Annotated in this window: 18 protein-coding genes and 1 tRNA gene; 7 read left to right on the top strand and 12 right to left on the bottom strand. The window is 63.4% G+C overall.

The window, feature by feature from the left end; genetic code table 11:
* Positions 1–12: 12 nt before the first annotated feature.
* From Q5Z11_RS13080 to Q5Z11_RS13095, 4 genes are read right to left on the bottom strand one after another with little or no spacing between them, the layout of a single operon-like run.
* Positions 13–1,824, bottom strand: a complete 1,812-nt coding sequence (locus Q5Z11_RS13080; protein ID WP_303746818.1) for an amidohydrolase family protein — start codon at positions 1,822–1,824, stop codon at positions 13–15.
* Positions 1,825–1,838: 14 nt separating this feature from the next.
* A complete protein-coding gene (locus tag Q5Z11_RS13085; protein ID WP_303746819.1) occupies positions 1,839–2,843 on the bottom strand; it encodes a FecR family protein in 1,005 nt (334 codons plus the stop codon).
* Entirely contained in the window at positions 2,827–3,414 is a 588-nt protein-coding gene (locus Q5Z11_RS13090) for an RNA polymerase sigma factor (RefSeq protein WP_296253322.1), read from the bottom strand. The genes Q5Z11_RS13085 and Q5Z11_RS13090 overlap by 17 nt, the downstream gene beginning before the upstream one ends.
* 52 nt (positions 3,415–3,466) lie before the next feature.
* A complete protein-coding gene (locus Q5Z11_RS13095) occupies positions 3,467–6,832 on the bottom strand; it encodes a TonB-dependent receptor (RefSeq protein WP_303746820.1) in 3,366 nt (1,121 codons plus the stop codon).
* 185 nt (positions 6,833–7,017) lie between these two features.
* On the opposite strand from Q5Z11_RS13095, the gene Q5Z11_RS13100 reads away from it, so the two are divergent.
* The 4 genes from Q5Z11_RS13100 (at position 7,018) to dxs (ending at position 12,294) form a co-directional block, all read left to right on the top strand.
* The gene (locus tag Q5Z11_RS13100) at positions 7,018–7,494 is read left to right on the top strand and encodes an NDR1/HIN1-like protein (protein WP_303746821.1); all 477 of its coding nucleotides are present in this window, start codon (positions 7,018–7,020) and stop codon (positions 7,492–7,494) included.
* Positions 7,495–7,531: 37 nt separating this feature from the next.
* Positions 7,532–9,322 carry an acyl-CoA dehydrogenase C-terminal domain-containing protein gene (locus tag Q5Z11_RS13105; protein ID WP_303746822.1) on the top strand — a complete coding sequence of 597 codons (1,791 nt, stop codon included), beginning with the start codon at positions 7,532–7,534 and terminating at the stop codon, positions 9,320–9,322.
* Between the two features lie 229 nt (positions 9,323–9,551).
* Positions 9,552–10,217, top strand: a complete 666-nt coding sequence (locus Q5Z11_RS13110) for an HNH endonuclease (RefSeq protein ID WP_303746823.1) — start codon at positions 9,552–9,554, stop codon at positions 10,215–10,217.
* A gap of 166 nt (positions 10,218–10,383) precedes the next feature.
* Complete coding sequence (gene dxs, locus Q5Z11_RS13115) at positions 10,384–12,294, top strand: 1-deoxy-D-xylulose-5-phosphate synthase (protein ID WP_303746824.1); 1,911 nt, start codon at positions 10,384–10,386, stop codon at positions 12,292–12,294.
* 226 nt (positions 12,295–12,520) lie between these two features.
* Here dxs and Q5Z11_RS13120 read toward each other — a convergent pair whose 3' ends face one another.
* From Q5Z11_RS13120 to Q5Z11_RS13130, 3 genes are all read right to left on the bottom strand, one after another.
* Positions 12,521–13,504, bottom strand: coding sequence for a TraB/GumN family protein (locus tag Q5Z11_RS13120; RefSeq protein ID WP_303750037.1), 984 nt, complete (start codon positions 13,502–13,504; stop codon positions 12,521–12,523).
* Between the two features lie 248 nt (positions 13,505–13,752).
* Positions 13,753–14,100 (bottom strand): low molecular weight protein tyrosine phosphatase family protein, encoded by a 348-nt coding sequence (locus Q5Z11_RS13125; RefSeq protein WP_303746825.1) that lies wholly within the window; start codon positions 14,098–14,100, stop codon positions 13,753–13,755.
* The gene (locus tag Q5Z11_RS13130) at positions 14,097–14,300 is read right to left on the bottom strand and encodes a hypothetical protein (RefSeq protein WP_303746826.1); all 204 of its coding nucleotides are present in this window, start codon (positions 14,298–14,300) and stop codon (positions 14,097–14,099) included. The genes Q5Z11_RS13125 and Q5Z11_RS13130 overlap by 4 nt, the downstream gene beginning before the upstream one ends.
* A 275-nt stretch (positions 14,301–14,575) precedes the next feature.
* Between Q5Z11_RS13130 and Q5Z11_RS13135 the strand changes: the two genes are divergently transcribed.
* The gene (locus tag Q5Z11_RS13135) at positions 14,576–15,091 is read left to right on the top strand and encodes a lipocalin family protein (RefSeq protein WP_303746827.1); all 516 of its coding nucleotides are present in this window, start codon (positions 14,576–14,578) and stop codon (positions 15,089–15,091) included.
* 78 nt (positions 15,092–15,169) lie between these two features.
* Here the strand turns inward: Q5Z11_RS13135 and Q5Z11_RS13140 are convergent, their stop codons facing one another.
* Positions 15,170–15,439: a putative hemolysin gene (locus Q5Z11_RS13140; RefSeq protein ID WP_303746828.1), complete on the bottom strand. Its 270-nt coding sequence runs from the start codon at positions 15,437–15,439 to the stop codon at positions 15,170–15,172.
* 293 nt (positions 15,440–15,732) lie between these two features.
* Between Q5Z11_RS13140 and Q5Z11_RS13145 the strand changes: the two genes are divergently transcribed.
* Positions 15,733–16,041, top strand: coding sequence for a hypothetical protein (locus Q5Z11_RS13145; protein WP_303746829.1), 309 nt, complete (start codon positions 15,733–15,735; stop codon positions 16,039–16,041).
* 243 nt (positions 16,042–16,284) lie between these two features.
* Positions 16,285–16,515 carry a DUF1653 domain-containing protein gene (locus tag Q5Z11_RS13150; RefSeq protein ID WP_303746830.1) on the top strand — a complete coding sequence of 77 codons (231 nt, stop codon included), beginning with the start codon at positions 16,285–16,287 and terminating at the stop codon, positions 16,513–16,515.
* Positions 16,516–17,170: 655 nt separating this feature from the next.
* On the opposite strand, the gene Q5Z11_RS13155 is transcribed toward Q5Z11_RS13150, so the two are convergent.
* From Q5Z11_RS13155 to Q5Z11_RS13170, 4 genes are all read right to left on the bottom strand, one after another.
* Positions 17,171–17,719 (bottom strand): DUF805 domain-containing protein, encoded by a 549-nt coding sequence (locus tag Q5Z11_RS13155; protein WP_303746831.1) that lies wholly within the window; start codon positions 17,717–17,719, stop codon positions 17,171–17,173.
* 345 nt (positions 17,720–18,064) lie between these two features.
* Positions 18,065–18,141 (bottom strand) — tRNA-Pro (locus Q5Z11_RS13160).
* A gap of 61 nt (positions 18,142–18,202) precedes the next feature.
* The gene (locus Q5Z11_RS13165) at positions 18,203–18,559 is read right to left on the bottom strand and encodes a MerR family transcriptional regulator (protein WP_303746832.1); all 357 of its coding nucleotides are present in this window, start codon (positions 18,557–18,559) and stop codon (positions 18,203–18,205) included.
* Entirely contained in the window at positions 18,540–18,839 is a 300-nt protein-coding gene (locus Q5Z11_RS13170; RefSeq protein WP_054657702.1) for an integration host factor subunit alpha, read from the bottom strand. Before Q5Z11_RS13170 ends, Q5Z11_RS13165 begins: the two co-directional genes overlap by 20 nt.
* Between the last annotated feature and the right edge of the window lie 13 nt (positions 18,840–18,852).

An 18,852-nucleotide genomic window follows, 5' to 3' on the forward strand; every position in this document is an offset into this window, starting at 1 on the left:
CAGCCTCACGCATCAATAGAAACTGACGTTGTCGATCTCGAACCACAGCTTGCTGCCGGGCTCGCCGCTGCCGGAGACAACCAGTTGCTGCAGGTCATCGCCCTTCCACACCGCTACAGGTGCCTTGGCGCGATACGGCGGCTGGCCCTGCAGTGCGGCGAAGGGAATCTCCACCGTCTGCCATTGCGCGCCGGCCTGCAGAGGCGCAATGAAGCGGCGATTGCCCAAGGCCCGCACTTCCAGCTGCAATTCCGGTGCGCTGCCGCGCAGCTCCAAGCGGATGCCGCGATAGGCACGCGCATCCACCGGCGCCACGGAACCACGGCTCAGCGGCAGGATCGTCGCAGCGAAGGCGGTGTCCTTGCTGGACAGCTTGGCCTGGGTCGCCAGTGCGTTGCCGCCAGTTTCGCGTGCCACGATCTCGGTCACCTGCGCGGTACGATCGTTACCGCCATCGGCCTCGTCCACGCGCAGCGTGTCCAGGGTGGTACGGCCATCGCTACGCTCGAAGTCATCAACCAGGGCCTGCACCGGCTGCGCTGGCAAGGCCAAGGCCTTGTTGCCGGCCGGCAACACCGCGCCCTTGCCTTGCACCTGGCGACCGGCCACGTATACCTGCTGCGTATTGCGAACGTCGCCGATGCGCTCCCACGGGCGACCGCTTACCAGCAACAGATCCGCACGCTTGCCAACTTCGATGCTGCCGCGGTCATTCACGCCCAGCGCCTTGGCGCTGGCCGAGGTACCAGCCAACAGCGCCTCGCTCGGGGTCAGCCCAGCCTGCACCAGCAGCTCCAGTTCGCGCAGGGTCGATGTGCCATGCGGCGTACCGGTCATGCCGGCATCGGTGCCCACCACGACCGGAATACCGGCATCGTGCAGCGTCTTGACGTTATGCAAGGCGTTGGCGAAGTTCTGCTCGCGCTGGGCCAGTACATCCGGCTTGCCGTTGTTGCGTCCGCTGCCATCGACGCGCTCGGGCAGATATACCGCCAACGAAGGTGCATAGGCGGTACCGTGCTCGCGCATCAACGCGATCAGCTCGTCGTCAACCGCACCGTCCTGCACGCTGTGCGCGATCACGTCCACGCCCGCACGTGCGGCGGCCTTGCCGCGCTTGACCATTACAGTATGAGTGAACACCTTGAGGCCGTTCTTGTGCGCCTCGTCGACCAGCGCGGTGAGAGTTTCCTCGTCCATGCTGCTGTTGTCAGCAGCGTTGGAATAGCGCCAGCCATCGGTGAAGGCCTTGATGAAGTCGGGCTTGTAGGCGGCAACCGCACGCACGCCAGCACGCGCGGCCTCGGGTGAGTTCACCCAGCGCGTGGTGTTCTCGTCACCCCAATCCGCGCCATGGCCGAGCGGCGTGCTCATGCGCGCGGCGAACTTGACGTCGGGTGCGGCGATCGAGGCCAGCCATGCGCGGCGTGGCGCGTAGGCTTCCGGCGGCTCGTGGAAATCGCTGACCGTGGTGACGCCGGCCGCCATGTAGAGGTTCGCTACCTGCGGCAGTTCCGACGGTGTGGCGTTCGGCGTCCAGTGCGTGTGGAGATCGAACAGACCCGGCAGCAAGGCCTGGCCACGCGCATTGACCACGCGTGCGCCCTTGGGGGCTGCCAGCTCGGCGCCGATGGCGGCGATACGACCGTCCTCGACCAGCACGCTGCCCGCATAAGGCGCGCGGCCGGTGCCATCGAAGACCATGGCGTCGCGGATCAACACGGCCTTGTCGCCGGCAGTAGCGGCCACACTGGCCTGCCCTGCCCCCAATAATGCAGCGGTAAGCACCGCCAAGGCGAAACCACGCTTGCTGTTGTAGTGCATGTTTTTATCCGGATTCATTGCATGGACCGCGCCGCCTGCGGCGCGGCATCAGGGGAGCTCAGCCGCACCACGTCTCCGCGCTGCTGCACCACCAGGCCAAGGCTCAAGGCGACGCTGTTGGCGAATCCGCGCGGGTCACTGGCCGAATACAGGCCAACGATGCGGCGACTGCCAACCAGCGGGTCATCGATGACGATGCGGGTATCGCTGTAGCGCAGGAACTGCGCCGCCGCCACCGACAAGGTGTCGCCGTTGAAGGACAACATGCCTTCGCGCCAGGCCAGCTGCTGATCCACATCATCCGTAGGCACCGCCTCGATGCGGATGCCATGGCTGCGGTTGGCCAGCGCGCGGTAGTTGGCCACCAGCCGCGCAGGGGCGACCGCGCCCTGGGTATCGGTCACATCGACGATGCCTTCGCGCACCAGCACTTCCACACCGCCGCTGCGGCGCTCGGTGAGGCTGACCGCAAAACTGGTGCCTACCGCGGTGACATCGGTTTCCTCCGCGCGCACCACGAACGGGCGTTGCGGATTCTTGGCTACGTCGAACAAGGCTTCGCCCTGCAGCAGGTGGATATCACGGCGGGTAGCGCTGAACTGCACCCGCACCTGCGAGTCCGAATCCAGTGTGATCGCCGAGCCATCCTGCAGTGGCACGCGCAGGATCTCGCCCTTGCGGGTGGCGAAGTACTCGGCCCCATCGTCCTGGCGTTGCACGCCGATGGCGAGCACGCCAACCACGGCGGCCAGGCCCATTGCCCAGCGCAGCGCACGCCGCGCCCGTCGTGGCGCACGTGCGGTGAATGCACGATCCATTTCGCCGGCCGACAGCGCGCGTGCACGGTCGGTACGTGCCAGCACTGCATGGGCGCGGGCATATGCGCCGAAATGGCGCGTATCGGCTTCCAGCCAGGCATCACGTTGCGCACGTTCCTCCACCGTGAGTTGCGCGCGGTCCTCGCGCGCCACCCAATTGGCGGCTACATCATCAATACTCGCATCAGCGCCGACGCGCATGCCTTGCTCCTTCCGCGGCGAACCGCTCACTACTCTTCTGCATTACGTCGTCATCACGCTTCATCGAATCCATCAATACCCGGATTCCCTTGCAGATGTGCTTCTCCACGGTGTTCTCGCTGATCTGCATGCGTTCGGCTATCTCGCGCTGCGAGTAGCCTTCCACACGCCGCAGCACGAAGGCCTGCCGACACTTGTCCGGCAGGCTCTCGATCAAGGCGCCGATGCGCGCCAGCTCCTGTCGTGACGACGCCATCCGTTCCGGGCTGACTTCGTCGCCAACAATGGCAACGCGGTCGATCTCGGCCACCGCCTCGATCGACACCACCTGCGCGCGCCGCAACTGCTGCAGCACCACCGAGTGGGCAACCGAGTACACATAGGCCTTGGGCTGCAGAATGTGCGATACATCCGCCATCCCGGCGAGGATGGCGTAGGTCTCCTGGATCACGTCATCCACGTCCTGGCGCAGCGACAGGCGCCGCCGCAGCCAGTCCCGCAGCGCGGGCTCGCAAGGCAATATGTGCTCGGCCAACCAGCCGGCACGCTCCCGCGCAAGCGCCGCGTTCATCGCGGCACCTGCCCGGCTCCCGCCACATGGCGGAATGGAACGTTTTTCTGCATCAGAACGCCTTGCTCACGTTGACGTACCAGTAGCGTGGGTTGGCCTGGTAGACACCCGACGGGTAACCGAACACATCGTCGGAGATCGGCGGGCGCTTGTTGGCGATGTTGTTGGCACCAACCTTGACCGCCACGTTGTTGAGCCAGCCTTCGCGCGCGAAGTCGTATTTGACGAAAGCGTTAGCCAGCGTCTGCGACTTCACCGTCCACGGCGTGCCATCGGCCAAGGTCAGGCCGTTCTCGACGTAGGAGCTGGCATAACGCGCGCTCGCGCCCACCGAAAGCTGCTGGTAGCGCCAAGTCAGCGTGCCGGACCACTTCCATTCCGGGTTGCCACCATTGCCGATCAGGTCACCACCACCGGTGATGCGGATCGACGGATCCACCAGCCCAGCGGACTTGGCATCTTCCAGCGCCTGCAGTGCCGGCGAACGCTGGCGGTAGAACTCGATCAGGTGGGTACCGGTGACCGAGAGATCGAAACGACCGATCGCGGTTTCCGGCGAGTTCCAGCTGAAGTTGTAGTCAACGCCACGCAGGGTCTGCGGCTCCAGGTTGACGTACTGGTCGGTGACGTACAGCACCTTGCCGGCAGCAGCCAGACCGGTGCCGGCGAAGCGGGCGATGTCGTCAGCGGTCGCATCTGCACGCACCACCGCCGAGTTGCTGCCGCCCTGCTGGCGCAGCATGTAGTCCAGGATCAGCGCATTGCCTTCGCCGAACAGGCCGATGATGCCCTCCTGCTCGTACTTGTAGTAATCGACGGCGAAGGTGAAGCGACCGTAGTTTTCCGGGATGAAGCGCGGCTGGAAGACCAGGCCGGCGCTGGTATTGGTCGAGGTTTCCGGCTTCAGGTCCGGGTTGCCCGAGCGACGCGCGGTGGTGGAATAGCTGTAGCCGCCGCAGTTGGCGAACGCCGGCTGTGCACCGCTGCGCTTGTCCGCCTCGCACTGGATATAGTCGGTACGGGTGTTGGAACGGCTGACCACCGTGGCGTTGATCTGCTCCAGGTTGGGCGCACGGAAGCCCTTGGCCCAGGACGAACGCAGGGTCAGGCCGTCAAACACCTGCCAGCCCAGCGCCAGCTTCGGCTTGGCGACATTGCCGAAATCGTTGTAGCGCTCGGCGCGGCCGGCCACCTGCAGGTCCAGCGAACGCACCAGCGGGATGTTCATTTCCGGCGACACCAGCGGCACCGAGAACTCGGCGAACAGACCGGCGACAGTGCGCGAGCCATAGGTATCCGGGGTCGGGCTGACGCCGTACATGTCGCTGGGATAGGCAACGCCGGTGATCGCATCGGTGAAGGTCACCGAGCCATCGACGCGTGCATCGCGGTCATCGCGCTGGGTTTCGTGGCGCACTTCCAGGCCCGCGGCCATGCCGACATCGCCGGCCCAGGTCTTGAACAGGTCTGCGCGCGAGGCCTTGAAGTCCCACAGGAACAGCTCGGTCTTGCTCTGGCGCTGCGCCTTGTAGAAGAACTGGTCCAGCTTGTCCCAATCGTTGCAGCCGCCGCAGAACGGGTTGTAGGCAGAGGCGGTGGGGTTGGCCAGGGCCTGCTGGAACAGCGACATGCTCACTGCATCCTGGGTGTCCTTGACCCTGGCCGCCGAGTACAGCGCGGCACTTTCCCAATCGAAACCGTAGTGGAAGCCACGCAGGCCGGCCAATGCACGCACCTGGGTGTTGTTGACCTCGATGCGGGTCGGCCGCTCGAAGCGATAGCTGGTGATGGTCACCGGCACGCCGTTGGCGCCGATGTTCAAACCCTGCAGGCGATTCGGGTTGAGCGTGCCGTCGGGCAGGTACATCGCACCGAACGGGTTCCAGTAATTGCTGGCAGCCACCGTCATCGGCAAGGCGGTGATGGTGTTGACGCCGTTCTGCAGGCTATAGGCGCGCGAGTTGTAGATGCCCGCCTCGCTGAAGAACGACAGGCCGTTGTCGAAATCATGCTTGCCGGTGACGAACAGGTTCAGACGACGCACGTCCGGACTGATCGACAGCGGATATTGGCCCTGCTGGTTGTCGCGCAGATTGGCGTCGGCGCCGGAGGTGGCTTTGCTACCGGACTGCACACACAGGCCATCGGCAATGGTCGCCGCACAGCCGCTGTTGCTGGTCGGCTGCACATGGAAGGCACCGGCGGTGGTGGTCAACCAGGTGCCGTTCTGCGACACGCGCGGGCCAACCACGGTGAAGTTGCCCCACGGGCTGTTGGTATTGCGATTGTCGGTGCCGGCCAGGCCTTCAAACGGGGTGCCGAGGAAGTCGGCCGCACGGTTGCCGTTCTTGGTCCAGTCCTGGTCCAGCGAGTTCAAGCCGGTGGTGTTGTAGTAATTGAAGGCGATGGTGATGTTGGAGCGCAGATCTTCGGAGTTCTTGCCCCACATGCCGTTGACGCCGATATCGCGCAGGTCGGTGCCTTCACCGAAGCCCTTCTGCACGCTGATGGTGCCGCCGTCCATGTCGTCGCGCAGCACGTTGTTGACCACGCCGGCCACCGCGTCGGTGCCGTAGATGGCCGCTGCGCCGTCCAGCAGCACTTCAACGCGACGCAGGTTGGACACCGGCACTGCATTGGCGTTGTAGGTCAGCACCGGCACCAGGTTGCCGTCGGCCTGGCTGGTGGGATGGACCACAGTGCGGCGGCCGTTGATCAGCAGCAAGGTATTGCCGACACCGAGGCCGCGCAGATTGACCGAGGCGATGTCGCCGCGGGCGTAGTTGGAGCTGTTGCCACCATTGGTGCCACTGAACGAGACATCGCCCATCTGCGGGATGGAGCGGTACAACTCGTCGCCGGACACAGCGCCAGTTGCTTCGATCTGCTCGGCCTGCAAGGTCGCGACCGGCAGGATCGCGGCGGTCTTGGCGCCCTTGATCTGGCTGCCGACCACGGTGATCTGGTCCAGCGTGCTGACGCTGGGGCTGGCCGCTGCTGGCGCGGGTTCAGCGGCTTCCTGCGGCGCAGCCGGAGCTGCTGCCTGCCCTGCGGCCAGACCACCCAATCCACCGAGCGAGGCCAACATTGGCGTGGCCGCGCGCAAGGTGATGGTGCGGCCATCGTCCGAGGCCACGCTCAGGCCGGTGCCGGTGAGCAGACGGGCCAGCGCCTGGCGCGGCTCCATCTGCCCCTTCAGCTCGGCCACTTCGATGCGCTGGGCGCCGCCTGAATGCGCCGGGGCGATGATCTGCACGCCGGCCTGGCGGGCAAATTCAGGCAGTACCTCCTCGATGCTGCCTGCTTGAAGATCGAACTGCGGTGGCGCTGCCAGCGCCGGAACGGAGGCGCACAGCGCCACAACTGCCAGACCGCCGCGGATAGCGCTTGCAAGCGGCAACAACTTGAATGAACGCATTGATGAATCCCCAGAAAATGACGCGAATGACGGCAACCTCTGCCCCCTGCATGACTCGATGCATGACCGCGCCGGTTCCGCCATCCCTCCGTCATATTGGCTGATCTGGCAGCCCTGTACCCAACAGGCCGCCATACGCCGTAGTATTCTTGGGAGATAAGCTCAGGACCCGAGGACCACGCCCCATGCGTTTTCGCCCCCAGTACGCCTTGATGGCCGTACTCGCACTTGTACTTACCGCCTGCGGCAATGGCCCGGTGAAGCGCGTCTCCGAACCTGCGGCCAGCATCCAGCAGCTGAGCGTTGGCAACGACGGCAACTGGGAAGTGGAATTGCGCCTGCGCAACTACAGCTCCATGCCGATGCGTTTCGACAACGTGTCGCTGGCGGTGAAGGTTGGCGATGAAGCAGCCGGCACGCTCAGCGCCAACCCGGCGCTGTCGATCGGCCCGGAATCGGCCGACGTCATCAAGGTGCGCCTGCAGCCCTCGTCCTCGGCGCGCATTGTCGTGGCCGATGCCCTGGCCGGTGGCCGCTCGCTGTTCTACGAACTGGAAGGCAGCGTCAGCGCCACCCCGGAAGAAAAGAAGCAACGCAGTTTCGACATCAAATCGCGCAACAGCCTCAACCAGGCCCCCGGCCTGCCCGGCGTGCTGCGCTGATCCCCCATCCGTTCCCGCATCGTTCGAGAGCCGTCTGATGAGCAACTACAAAGCCCCTGTTACCGATCTCCGTTTCGCCCTGCACGACGTATTGAAGGCCGAGTCCCTGTTTGCATCGTTGGGTTTCGAAGACGCCACCGCCGACCTGATCGACGCAGTGCTTGAAGAAGCCGGCCGCTTCAGTACCAGCGTGCTTGCCCCGCTCAATGCGGTGGGCGACCAGACCGGTTGCAAGCTCGACAAGGCCACCAACGAAGTCACCACCGCGCCGGGCTTCAAGGAAGCCTATGCGCAGTTCGTCGAAGGTGGCTGGACCGGACTGACCGCATCGCCGGACTTCGGCGGCCAGGGCATGCCGGAAACCATGGGCATGGCATTGAGCGAAATGGTGTCCTCGGCCAACCTGGCCTGGAGCCTGTTCCCGATGCTTTCGCACGGCGCGGTTGAAGCGCTCAAGCATTACGGCGAAGACTGGCAGAAGGAAGCCTTCCTCAAGCCGCTGGTGGCCGGCAACTGGACCGGCACCATGTGCCTGACCGAGCCGCACGCCGGTACCGACCTCGGCCTGCTCAAGACCCGCGCCGAGCCGAACGCCGACGGCAGCTATTCGATCACCGGCACCAAGATCTTCATCACCGCCGGCGAGCACGACCTCGCCGACAACATCGTGCACCTGGTGCTGGCCAAGCTGCCCGACGCCCCGGCCGGCCCGAAGGGCATCTCGCTGTTCGTCACCCCGAAGTACAAGGTCGACCGCGACGGCAAGCAGGGCGAGCGCAATGAACTGCATTGCGGCGCGCTGGAACACAAGATGGGCATCCACGGTTCGTCCACCTGCGTGATGAACTTCGACGGCGCCCAGGGCTACCTCGTCGGCCAGCCCCACAAGGGCTTGCAGGCGATGTTCGTGATGATGAACTCCGCCCGCCTCGGCGTTGGCGTGCAGGGCCTGGCGCAGTCCGAGCGTGCCTACCAGGGCGCATTGGCCTATGCCCGCGAGCGCCTGCAGTCGCGCGCACCCAAGGGTGCCGTGCAGCCGGACAAGCCGGCCGACCCGATCATCGCCCAGCCCGATGTACGCCGCATGCTGCTGACCACCAAGGCACTGACCGAAGGTGGCCGCCTGCTCGCCGCACACGCTTACACCCAGCTCGATGCCGCACACAGCAGCGCCGATGCACAGGCGCGCGCCGACGCCGACACGCTGGTCAGCTTCCTCACCCCCATCGTCAAGGCCTGCCTGACCGAGTGGAGCATCGAGGCGACTTACAACGGCCAGCAGGTGTTCGGCGGCCACGGCTACATCGCCGAGCACGGCATGGAGCAGTACGCCCGCGATGCCCGTATCACCACCTTGTATGAAGGCACCACCGGCATCCAGGCGCTGGACCTGATCGGTCGCAAGACCGCCGCCTCGCAGGGCGCCGGTTTGAAGCTGTTCCTGGCCGAGATCGAGCAGTTCATCGCCGCCAATGCCAGCAACCCGGCCGTGGCCGAGTTCCTGCCGGTGCTGGGCGGCAAGGCCAAGGAATGGGGCAAGCTGACCATCGACGTGCTGCAGCGTGCCGCCGCCAACCCGGAAGAACTGGGCGCGGCCAGCTGGGACTACCTGTTCTACAGCGGCTACATCGCCGTGGCCTACTGGTGGGCCCGCTCGGTGGTCGCCGCACAGGCTTCCAGCCACCCGGAAGCCTTCAAGCAAGCCAAGCTGGAAACCGCGCGTTTCTACTACGCCCGCATCCTGCCGCGCACCCTGAGCCACGCCGCCGGCATCGCCGCTGGCGCCGACTCGCTGATGGACATGGATTCGGTCCGCTTCGGCGACTGATCCGTCGCCGTAAGCACGGCTTTAGCCCCTCTCCCGCGTGCGGGAGAGGGGTTGGGGTGAGGGCGCTCTTGCTTCCGCTCCTTCCTTTTGGCCGCAGGGCCAAGCTGAGGGCGAGGCTACAGGCTACTGAAACACCCCCAGCTTCGCGGCTTACGCCGCTCCTACAAAACCACAGGCCGCCACCGCCTTTACACAAACTGTCACGCATCGTGTATAAGCTGTTAACCCGATGGAGACAGACACTACACCGCGTAGTCTGATCGATACCGGAGCCGGGACTTCCGCTCCGATAGACGGGTTTTCACTTCCGGCCTCCCTGCACCGCCTCGGCTCCGTGCGACTACTGTCGCTGGATGCGCATGGCCGTGTGCTGGACTGGATCAACTGGCAGGACGCTGCCTGCCTGTATGCACGCGGTGCCGTCGCCTGGACCATGGGCGATCCCTGCCTGCACGTACACGGCGCAATATCGCGACTCACCGGCCTGCGCAGTGGCATGGACCTGCACCCGATCATCGCCTCCCGCGGCCACGCCCGCTCGCGCGCGATCGACCCCACCCCCAACCTCACCAATCCCGCACTGTTCGCGCGCGATGCCCAGCTCTGCCTGTATTGCGGCCAGCACTTCAGCCGCCCGCAGCTGACCCGCGATCACGTCCTGCCGGTGTCCAAAGGTGGCAAGGACATCTGGGAGAACGTGGTCAGCGCCTGCTTCCACTGCAACTCGCGCAAGAGCAACCGCACCCCGGCGCAGGCCAACATGCCGCTGCTGGCAGTCCCTTACCGGCCCAGTTGGATCGAGCACCTGATCCTGTCCAACCGCAACATACTGGCCGACCAGATGGCCTTCCTGAAGTCGCAGTTGCCGCGCAAAGCCTTGCAGCGCGGGCTCTGAGCCCCGCCCCGCCGCCCCGCGTATTCATGCGAAACTGCCATCTACGCTGAACACGGCCTTCAGCTTGGTGCCAAACCACCTCATCCAGCACTCATTGATGGTGTGCTTTGCTTGCCCCACCCTCTCCGGACGGGGAAAATACCGTTTCGAGTGAAACGCGAAGACCATGATCGACTCTGCCAGCTATCCGCGCCTGTCGCGCATCAAGACTCCCGATGACCTGCGTCTGTTCGACGAGAGCGAACTGGGGGCCATCGCCGGCGAGTTGCGCGCCTACCTGATCGAATCGGTGGGCAAGAGCGGCGGTCACTTCGCAGCTGGCCTCGGTGTGATCGAGCTTACTGTCGCCCTGCACTATCTGTATGACACGCCGGTCGACCAGTTGGTGTGGGACGTGGGCCACCAGACCTACCCGCACAAGATCCTCACCGGTCGTCGCGACAGCATCCACACCGTCAAGCAGAAGGACGGTGTTGCGCCGTTCCCCAAGCGCGAGGAAAGCGAGTTCGACACCTTCGGTGTCGGCCATTCCTCGACCTCGATCTCCGCCGCGCTGGGCATGGCCATCGCGCGCCAGCGCCAGGGCGATGAGCGCAAGGTGATCGCGGTTATCGGCGACGGCGCGATGACGGCCGGCATGGCCTTCGAAGCACTGGCCCACGCCGGTGGCATGGACGAAGAGCCGAACGTGCTGGTCATCCTCAACGACAACAACATGTCCATCTCCGAAGCCGTCGGTGGACTGACCAAGATGCTGGGCCGGGCAACCGCCAGCCGCACACTCAACGCGCTGCGCGAGAGCGGCAAGAAGATCCTCGGCGACAAGCGCCACAGTCCGCCTGCGCGCTTCGTCAAGCGCTGGGAGGAACAGTGGAAGGGCATGTTCGTGCCGTCCACCGCCTTCGAGCAGATGGGTTTCCATTACACCGGCCCGATCGACGGCCATGATCTGCCGCTGCTGGTATCGACCCTCAAGCACCTGAAGGATGCCAAGGGTCCGCACCTGCTGCACATCATGACCACCAAGGGCAAAGGCTACGAGCCGGCCGAGGACGACCAGATCGGCTACCACGCCGTCGGCCCGTTCGATCCCAGCAAGGGCCTGCCGGAAAAGGGCGCGCCGAAGAAGCCGACTTATACCGACATCTTTGGCGACTGGCTGTGCGACGCCGCCGCGGCCGACCCGAAGCTGCTGGCGATCACCCCGGCGATGCGCGAAGGCTCCGGGCTGGTGCGTTTCAGCAAGGAATACCCCGACCGCTACTTCGACGTCGCCATCGCCGAGCAGCATGCGGTGACGCTGGCTGCCGGCATGGCCACGCAGGGCGCCAAGCCCGTGGTCGCCATCTACTCCACCTTCCTGCAGCGCGCCTACGACCAACTGGTACATGACGTCGCCACCCAGGACCTGGATGTGCTGTTCGCCATCGACCGTGCCGGTGTTGTCGGCCCGGACGGCGCCACCCACGCCGGCAACCTCGACCTGAGCTACCTGCGCTGCGTGCCGAACATGGTAGTCATGGCCCCGGGCGATGAAGCCGAGTGCAGGCAGATGCTCAGCACCGGCCTGCAGTACAACGGCCCAGCTGCCGTGCGCTATCCGCGCGGCACCGGCCCCGGCGCTGCCGTTGGCACCGATCTGTCCACGCTGGAAATCGGCAAGGCACAGCTGCGCGTGCAAGGCAGCCGCATCGCCATCCTCGCCTTCGGTGCCAGCGTACCGGCAGCCGAACAGGTTGGCCGCGAGCTGGGCCTGAGCGTAGTCAACATGCGTTTCATCAAGCCGCTGGACAAGGCGATGCTGCTGGAACTGGCGCGCACGCACGACGGTTTTGTCACCGTTGAAGACAACGTGGTTGCTGGCGGCGCGGGCTCGGGTGTTTCCGAATTGCTCAACGCCGAAGCCGTGCTGATGCCGATGTTGCACCTGGGCCTGCCCGACAGCTACCAGCACCACGCCAGCCGCGAAGACCTGCTGGCCGAGGCCGGGATTGATGCGGCGGGCATTCGCGCAGCAATCCTGAAGCGCTGGCCAAAGCTGCAGGACAGTGCTGCGCCGTTGAGTGCGGCGAGCTGAGCTGAACTCAAACTTGTGAGCCCATCAGAATCCGATGCCAGCCCCCTGGCATCGGATTTTCTTTTGTAGGAGCGGCGTAAGCCGCGAAGCAAAAGCACTATCAGGCGAGGGGAAAATCGGTTGCTCGAGTATTGTCAGCTTCGCGGCTTACGCCGCTCCCACAAATCAACAACAGCGTAGCTACCCACCCTGCGGGAGCTGCCTGCTCTCACCACGGAACTGCTCTTCAGGGCGACTCAACCTCGTATCCACGCGCCTGCAACGCCGCCAGATAGCCATCGGCTTCCAGCAACCGATCCACCGGCACCATCGCAAACGTCTCTTCGTTGCGCTGCACTGCAGCTTCCGCAATCGACAGCCAATGCTGGCGCACACCCGCCTTCAGATCACCGAAGCCGCGATTGCGCACGAAGCCCGACTGCGTGATCGCCTGCATGCAGGCCGCGCCCGCATCCTCATACGGTGAGCGCCGCAACGCCTCCACATCGCCCATTGCCCAGGCATTCGCCCGCTCGACCAAGGTCGGCAGATCGTTCTCAACCAAGGCCACGGTCCCTTCCAGGCACACCGCATCATCCATGCCGCCCTCGCGAAACTCGCGGACGGCTGCCTTAGGGTCCTCGATCTTGATTTTCCAATTCGTAGAGGTAGGCGTGATACCGGCCGCTTTCGCTGCCGATTCCACCACCGGCCAGACCACCGGCTTCTGACCCAAACCGATGGATTTCATTGCCGCCGCCTGCAACTCAGCAGCGGCGAACATCGGCCGCTTGCGCTCAACCCCGCCGTCGCGCGGCAGGTAACGCTGCTTGACCGCACGCCAGCGCGCATACAGCGGCGGCGCCAGCACATCGACCAGTTCCGCGCCGTCTTCGTTGCGCATCACCTTCCAGACCGATGGCGCCAACGCCAGCTTGCCAAAGAAGCCCACGTCGGCATCGAACACCACACCCGGTGACAGCAATACCTGCCCCGAGCGTGCGATCACCGCACGCACCTCATCGGCCCGCCAATCAATCTGGTTGGGCAAGGGCGATACCGTGCCCAGGATCCAAAGCACATGCCCATCCTTGCTGACCCGCCACAAGCCCGGCCCGGGCTGCACTCCATGGACGACGACCGCCTCCATATCGCGGATCGGTGCAGCTCCCGCCTCCGCAGGCGCCTCCACCACTTCCTGCGCTGACCCCCATCCCGCAAGCAAGCACATCAACAGACAGCAACCACGCAAGCCCTGCACTACCGACATACCTGTCTTCCTTGGGACGATCTGGCTGGCGACATTAGCCATTTCGCTGCGCCAATGCGTTAGAACATCGTTCTTCGGATGCAAAGAATTTCCCGGCCACAGGAGTAGTGCCGAGCCATGCTCGGCAGGACGCCTTACCAGGAATACCCCTGCCGAGCATGGCTCGGCACTACACCGCACTGACTCGGCCCACTGGGCACCGGCCAGCGCTATTCGCTACCGCCAAGAAGCTCCGAAGCCAAGCACGCAACAACGCGCTCATCAAGCAACGCCATCAACGTGGGATCCATGAAGTCGTAATCGTCCGGGATATCCAGGCAATGCATGCGCTTATGCTCAAGCAGACGCGCGAACGCCGCCTGCATTCGGTTACCGTGCTTGGCCTCCATCACGAAGATGACATCAGCCCAACGGATATCCGCCGGGCTGATGGTTCTACGTGCATGTGGGCTGGTGCCTGCAGAGCGAGCTTCAAAGCCTGCCCGCTTGCTCCACATTGCTTCACCCGTCGGGCTGCGCAGCTGGTTGCGGCTGCATACGAACAACAAGCGGCTCATGACTGATCCAAAAGCAATTGCCGTTCAGTGCGGATCGGATACTGGAAACCAAGCTGTTTGGCCCGCATGCATTTCGCACTACGGGTATACATCAGCTTCCAGTTCTTCTCGGGCTTGATTTTCTGCGGTTGAGCGACGCGGTCGCCACCATGATTACGCGACTGAAAACGTCTCCAGCCTCGATTTCTTTCAATGTCCATGACTATCTCTCGTGATTACCGGGTTCAGCAGCCGCGGTAGTACGAGTTGCGCGCATGGTAATGCATGATTCTGACCGTGGCAAAAGCTTCGGGGCCTTCGCCCAACACACACGGGCTCACAAACCATCAAGACTGGGCCTGGAGGCTTGTGTCGCACAGCTTGTCTCCGAGACGTTTTCCCGACGTAGAGCCCCCGTTCGTCACGCGTAATCAGCAGCAACTGGGGCACCCTGCGATGCAATCCATGACAGGCACTCGATATGCGCAGTAATTGCATGCTCCTTGCGGCACTTCTGATCGCCCACCCGCTCGCTCATGGCGCGGAAGTAACGTCCGTCGAGAACATCGACCTGCAACGTTATGCCGGCACCTGGTATGAACAGGCCAACTTCCCGATGTACTTCCAGCGCAACTGCGCACGGAACACAACTGCGAACTATCGGCTGCTGCCCGAAGGCAAGATCGAGGTCATCAACCGCTGCGAAAAAGCCAACGGCGATACCCTTCAGGCCCAAGGCCTCGTCAAGCCATCAGGCAATGGGCCAGCTGAACTCAAGGTACGTTTCGCCCCCTCGTTCCTGTCGTTCATTCCATTCGTTTGGGCCGACTATTGGGTCATCGCCTTGGATACCGACTACCTATGGGCAGTCGTTGGCACACCGAACCGGAAGTACCTTTGGATACTGACCAGGGACAAGGCGATTCCGGACGACCTGCTCGGGCAACTCAGCGAAAAAGCCAAGCTGCAGGGCTTCGATATCTCGAAGCTGAGGGTGACGGAGCAGAGATAAATCAGGTCTTGTTGTGATCGCACCACCGCATGCCACAACTGCCTCCAGGCAAGACTGAAACCTGCCCCCGACCACCTCTTACTTCGTGCCGACCGCGTTTTCGCGCCGGAACAGCTCCCACTCTTCGATCTGGGTGCCATCGGCAAGGTGGCAGATACCGTACTCACCGCCCTCGCTGTTCTTCTTGATCTCGACCTTGCCGCCCTTCTTCACGCAATACTCGGATGCAGGATTGGCCATGCCCACACGCGGCTGGGCAGCCTCTATCTTCGCTTCATCTTTCGGCGCACAACCCGCGACCGCAGCAGACATCAGCAAGGTAGCTACACAAAGTACAAGGGATTTCATGGTTGCTCTCCAGGGCGACTGCCATATTCTCGGCAGCAGACCAGCAAAAGATTGTGATGACGCTGCGGCCTCTCCGCTAACCCGCGAGGGCGCCGCATTCAAGGTCTCGCGCAAAAGCATCGCACGCATTCATCGCCTTTTTGCGAGACCGCCAGAACCCTGGGTTGCCAGACTGGCCTACGCGTCAAACGTCCACTGACACATCAACGCTACCGGCAGCAGCGCACTGTGCCAGCTGGTTTGAATCCCATCTGGCAGCCGGTAAAATTCACCCTCTGGCGAAGGAGAAGAACATGACCAAAGACCCGCTGCTTCACGACATGCTGGCCACCTTGGACAGGCTCATCACCGTCTTCTCCTCAGCCACCCCGGATGAGAAAGCCTGGCGCGAGGCGATCATCGAGATGCGCGAGATCCGCGCCTCATTGCCCGCATCTGCACTATTGGAGAGATTCGTGGGCAAGCGCATCAGACAGTCTCTCGATATTCGCGGCTTGAGCCTCACCAATGGCCCAGCCACGCGAGCGCTCCTCGGCCCCAGCATCGTGGCGAACCTGACGCTGGCCAGGCAAGTCCTGGAAGGTTACCTGGGCAAGCCCTGAGGATAGAAACCAGTTGCCAGCCACTCTTGGCGGCCCCTGACCTGAGCAGAAATCAGCGACGGGTTTACATCAATGCATTGAGGCGACACTTCCACTGTTCTTCGGGATTTGACCGGCACAAGCATGCTTGAGCCAGCATGCGCCTCTCGCCATGGATCGGCGCCGGCCTCGTTTTCAGCACGCAGGACAGCCCTTTCTTTCAGCTACTACGATCCGCCGCCGCCCTCGACAGAGAAATCATCCATGTCCGACCTGCCACCGCTTCCCAGTCTCGCGCTCGGACGCTATCGCCACTTCAAAGGCGGCGAATACGAAGTCATCGGCCTCGCCCGGAGCAGCGAAACATTGGAAGCTCTGGTCCTCTACAAGCCCTTGTACGGCGACCTGGGCGTATGGGCCCGGCCCTATGCGATGTTCATGGAACAGGTGACTGTCGAAGGCGTGTCCCAGCCGAGGTTTGCCTACCAAGGCTGATATCGGCGTGCAGGCGCGACCATTTCACACGCAGTACCGTGCCGGAGCCTAAACGAGTCACAACGAGACGGACCTGCAATGACAAGTTCGGCGGCGGCTGACGCTATCGATGTCCCCACTTCTTGAACGCAATCTCCGCCGTCTCAGCTCGCAATCTGCGCTCATTCCGCCGTGCCCATTCCTCGCATCCCGCCCTGCCGGTCTCGTAGCTCCGGCAGTTGCGCGGCGGATGCAGCACCGCTCCACTAGGTGGGGGCAGGTGGTACGCCAGATTCACGAACCACGATCCGTCCAGCCGCTCGACCAATCGGGATACGGCAATCTCGTTGACGTAGATCGCCGTCAGCTGGCTCTCGAAGTCTGCGACCTTCGCCCATTTGAAGTTGTCTGGAAGCATGGCCCAGCATGGCGCCGTGGCGTCTCAAAGGCTGGGATCTGAGACAGCAATGCCTTCAACCAAGTGTTGCCGCCTTGAATAGCTAATCAGCCCTGAACTCATCCGGCCAGAGTGGCTCTCGCTCGATCGGCTGGCTGATCTGGATGCGGGGTGCCTCGATTCTCGAACCCTGCCCAACTGGAACTGGAACTGGAGTTGGGACTGATCTTTCAATAAGTGTGTACGCCGAAAGAGAGAACTGGCGAAGGACTCCTTTACTCATCCCGTAGCCACCTCGGCCGGCTCCTTCGCCTTGGTGGGATAGGTGAGCAGATACAGCAGCACAAGGATGCCCCCCACCGGCGCCAGACTGACCAGCTGCCACCACGGGTTGAGACCGGCATCGCGCAGCCGCCGGGTGCAGGCCGCGATCCAGGGCAGCAACACCAGCAGCGAGGTGATTTCCAGCGCCCATTGGCCAATGGCCTCAGCAAACAGCTGGGCGAAGGCAAGCACCATCGCCACAGCCAGGGCGAACCACCAGAAGTCCGCCCGCGGGGTTGTGCCGGTGAACTCCAAGCCGCGCAGCACGCCGTCACGCATTGCCTCCAGCGCTGGCTGACTGGGGGACGGATTACCCGTCAGCAGGCTTTCGGCAGGCACCTCGAAGACGGCAGCCAGTGCCCGCAAGGATTCGGTCGAGATCTTCGCGCCCGACTCCAGGCGCTGGATGGTCCTCAGGTTCAAACCGCTCAGATTGGCCAACTGCTCCTGCGACCATTGCCGGCCGGTGCGGAGCTCGCGAAGTCGGGCGCTGTTGATGTGCATGAAAGATTCCTTGAATCAGTTGTTTGGCTCACCAACATCATCCCGACGTTCCCGGTCGCGGGTAACGACATCAGCCCGACACGGGCAGGACACGAACCCGACCTGGCACTGGCGGTCCCATATCTGGCCTGAGCATAGCGCCCTGCGCGCCCAGGATTCATGCATCGGGGGAGTCGTCCTGAGGACAGCCTGGAGGGGATGCCCCGAAACTGGTCGCGGCCAATCACTGCTCCACTGCATCCAGCCAGTGCCTCGCACCTCGTCACCGAAGTAGCGGACAGCTGGCAACCACAACGAAAAAGGGCCTGCGCAATGAAGCGCAAGCCCTTGTTCGTGATGCAGTAGTGGTCGGGACGGCCGGATTTGAACCGACGACCCTCTGCCCCCCAGGCAGATGCGCTACCAGGCTGCGCTACGCCCCGATCGTTACTGCTTTCGCCTTGCGGCGAGCCGGTGATTATACCGGTTTTCACACAAAAAAGTTCAGCGACGGAGCAGTTGCAGTACTTCTTCCAGCTCCATGCGCACCTGCTTGATGATCTGGTTGCTCAGCGCCGATTCTTCGCGGGCGCCCTCGCCTTCCAGTCGCAGGCGGGCGCCACCGATGGTGTAGCCCTGTTCGTATAGCAGGCCGCGGATCTGCCGGACCATCAGCACGTCATGGCGCTGATAGTAACGACGGTTGCCACGGCGCTTGCCTGGCTCAAGGCTGGGGAACTCGGTTTCCCAGTAGCGCAGCACGTGCGGCTTGACGTCGCACAGCTCGCTTACTTCACCAATGGTGAAGTAGCGCTTGGCCGGAATCGGCGGAAGTTCGCGGTTACTGCCCGGATCCAGCATATGCCTCCACCCGCTCCTTGAGCTTCTGGCCCGGACGGAAGGTGACTACCGTACGGGCGGAAATCGGAATTTCCTCGCCGGTCTTGGGGTTGCGACCCGGGCGCTGGTTCTTGCGCCGCAGGTCGAAATTGCCGAAGCCCGACAGCTTCACTTGACGTCCCTGTTCCAATGCATCGCGCAACACATCGAAAAACGCGTCGACAAACTCCTTGGCCTCACGCTTGTTCAGACCGACTTCGTCGAACAAACGATCCGCCATCTCCGCCTTGGTCAATGCCATGCCTGCTCCCTGT

Origin of the sequence: Stenotrophomonas sp. 610A2 (genome assembly GCF_030549615.1) — a bacterium.
Lineage (GTDB): Bacteria > Pseudomonadota > Gammaproteobacteria > Xanthomonadales > Xanthomonadaceae > Stenotrophomonas > Stenotrophomonas pigmentata.

Excerpts from the sequence above, each read along its gene's own strand:
- Q5Z11_RS13080 (WP_303746818.1), bottom strand. The coding sequence starts at position 1,824 with ATGCACTACAACAGCAAGCGTGGTTTCGCCTTGGCGGTGCTTACCGCT.
- Q5Z11_RS13085 (WP_303746819.1), bottom strand. The coding sequence starts at position 2,843 with ATGCGCGTCGGCGCTGATGCGAGTATTGATGATGTAGCCGCCAATTGG.
- Q5Z11_RS13090 (WP_296253322.1), bottom strand. The coding sequence starts at position 3,414 with ATGAACGCGGCGCTTGCGCGGGAGCGTGCCGGCTGGTTGGCCGAGCAC.
- Q5Z11_RS13095 (WP_303746820.1), bottom strand. The coding sequence starts at position 6,832 with ATGCGTTCATTCAAGTTGTTGCCGCTTGCAAGCGCTATCCGCGGCGGT.
- Q5Z11_RS13100 (WP_303746821.1), top strand. The coding sequence starts at position 7,018 with ATGCGTTTTCGCCCCCAGTACGCCTTGATGGCCGTACTCGCACTTGTA.
- Q5Z11_RS13105 (WP_303746822.1), top strand. The coding sequence starts at position 7,532 with ATGAGCAACTACAAAGCCCCTGTTACCGATCTCCGTTTCGCCCTGCAC.
- Q5Z11_RS13110 (WP_303746823.1), top strand. The coding sequence starts at position 9,552 with ATGGAGACAGACACTACACCGCGTAGTCTGATCGATACCGGAGCCGGG.
- dxs (WP_303746824.1), top strand. The coding sequence starts at position 10,384 with ATGATCGACTCTGCCAGCTATCCGCGCCTGTCGCGCATCAAGACTCCC.
- Q5Z11_RS13120 (WP_303750037.1), bottom strand. The coding sequence starts at position 13,504 with ATGTGCTTGCTTGCGGGATGGGGGTCAGCGCAGGAAGTGGTGGAGGCG.
- Q5Z11_RS13125 (WP_303746825.1), bottom strand. The coding sequence starts at position 14,100 with ATGAGCCGCTTGTTGTTCGTATGCAGCCGCAACCAGCTGCGCAGCCCG.
- Q5Z11_RS13130 (WP_303746826.1), bottom strand. The coding sequence starts at position 14,300 with ATGGACATTGAAAGAAATCGAGGCTGGAGACGTTTTCAGTCGCGTAAT.
- Q5Z11_RS13135 (WP_303746827.1), top strand. The coding sequence starts at position 14,576 with ATGCTCCTTGCGGCACTTCTGATCGCCCACCCGCTCGCTCATGGCGCG.
- Q5Z11_RS13140 (WP_303746828.1), bottom strand. The coding sequence starts at position 15,439 with ATGAAATCCCTTGTACTTTGTGTAGCTACCTTGCTGATGTCTGCTGCG.
- Q5Z11_RS13145 (WP_303746829.1), top strand. The coding sequence starts at position 15,733 with ATGACCAAAGACCCGCTGCTTCACGACATGCTGGCCACCTTGGACAGG.
- Q5Z11_RS13150 (WP_303746830.1), top strand. The coding sequence starts at position 16,285 with ATGTCCGACCTGCCACCGCTTCCCAGTCTCGCGCTCGGACGCTATCGC.
- Q5Z11_RS13155 (WP_303746831.1), bottom strand. The coding sequence starts at position 17,719 with ATGCACATCAACAGCGCCCGACTTCGCGAGCTCCGCACCGGCCGGCAA.
- Q5Z11_RS13165 (WP_303746832.1), bottom strand. The coding sequence starts at position 18,559 with ATGCTGGATCCGGGCAGTAACCGCGAACTTCCGCCGATTCCGGCCAAG.
- Q5Z11_RS13170 (WP_054657702.1), bottom strand. The coding sequence starts at position 18,839 with ATGGCATTGACCAAGGCGGAGATGGCGGATCGTTTGTTCGACGAAGTC.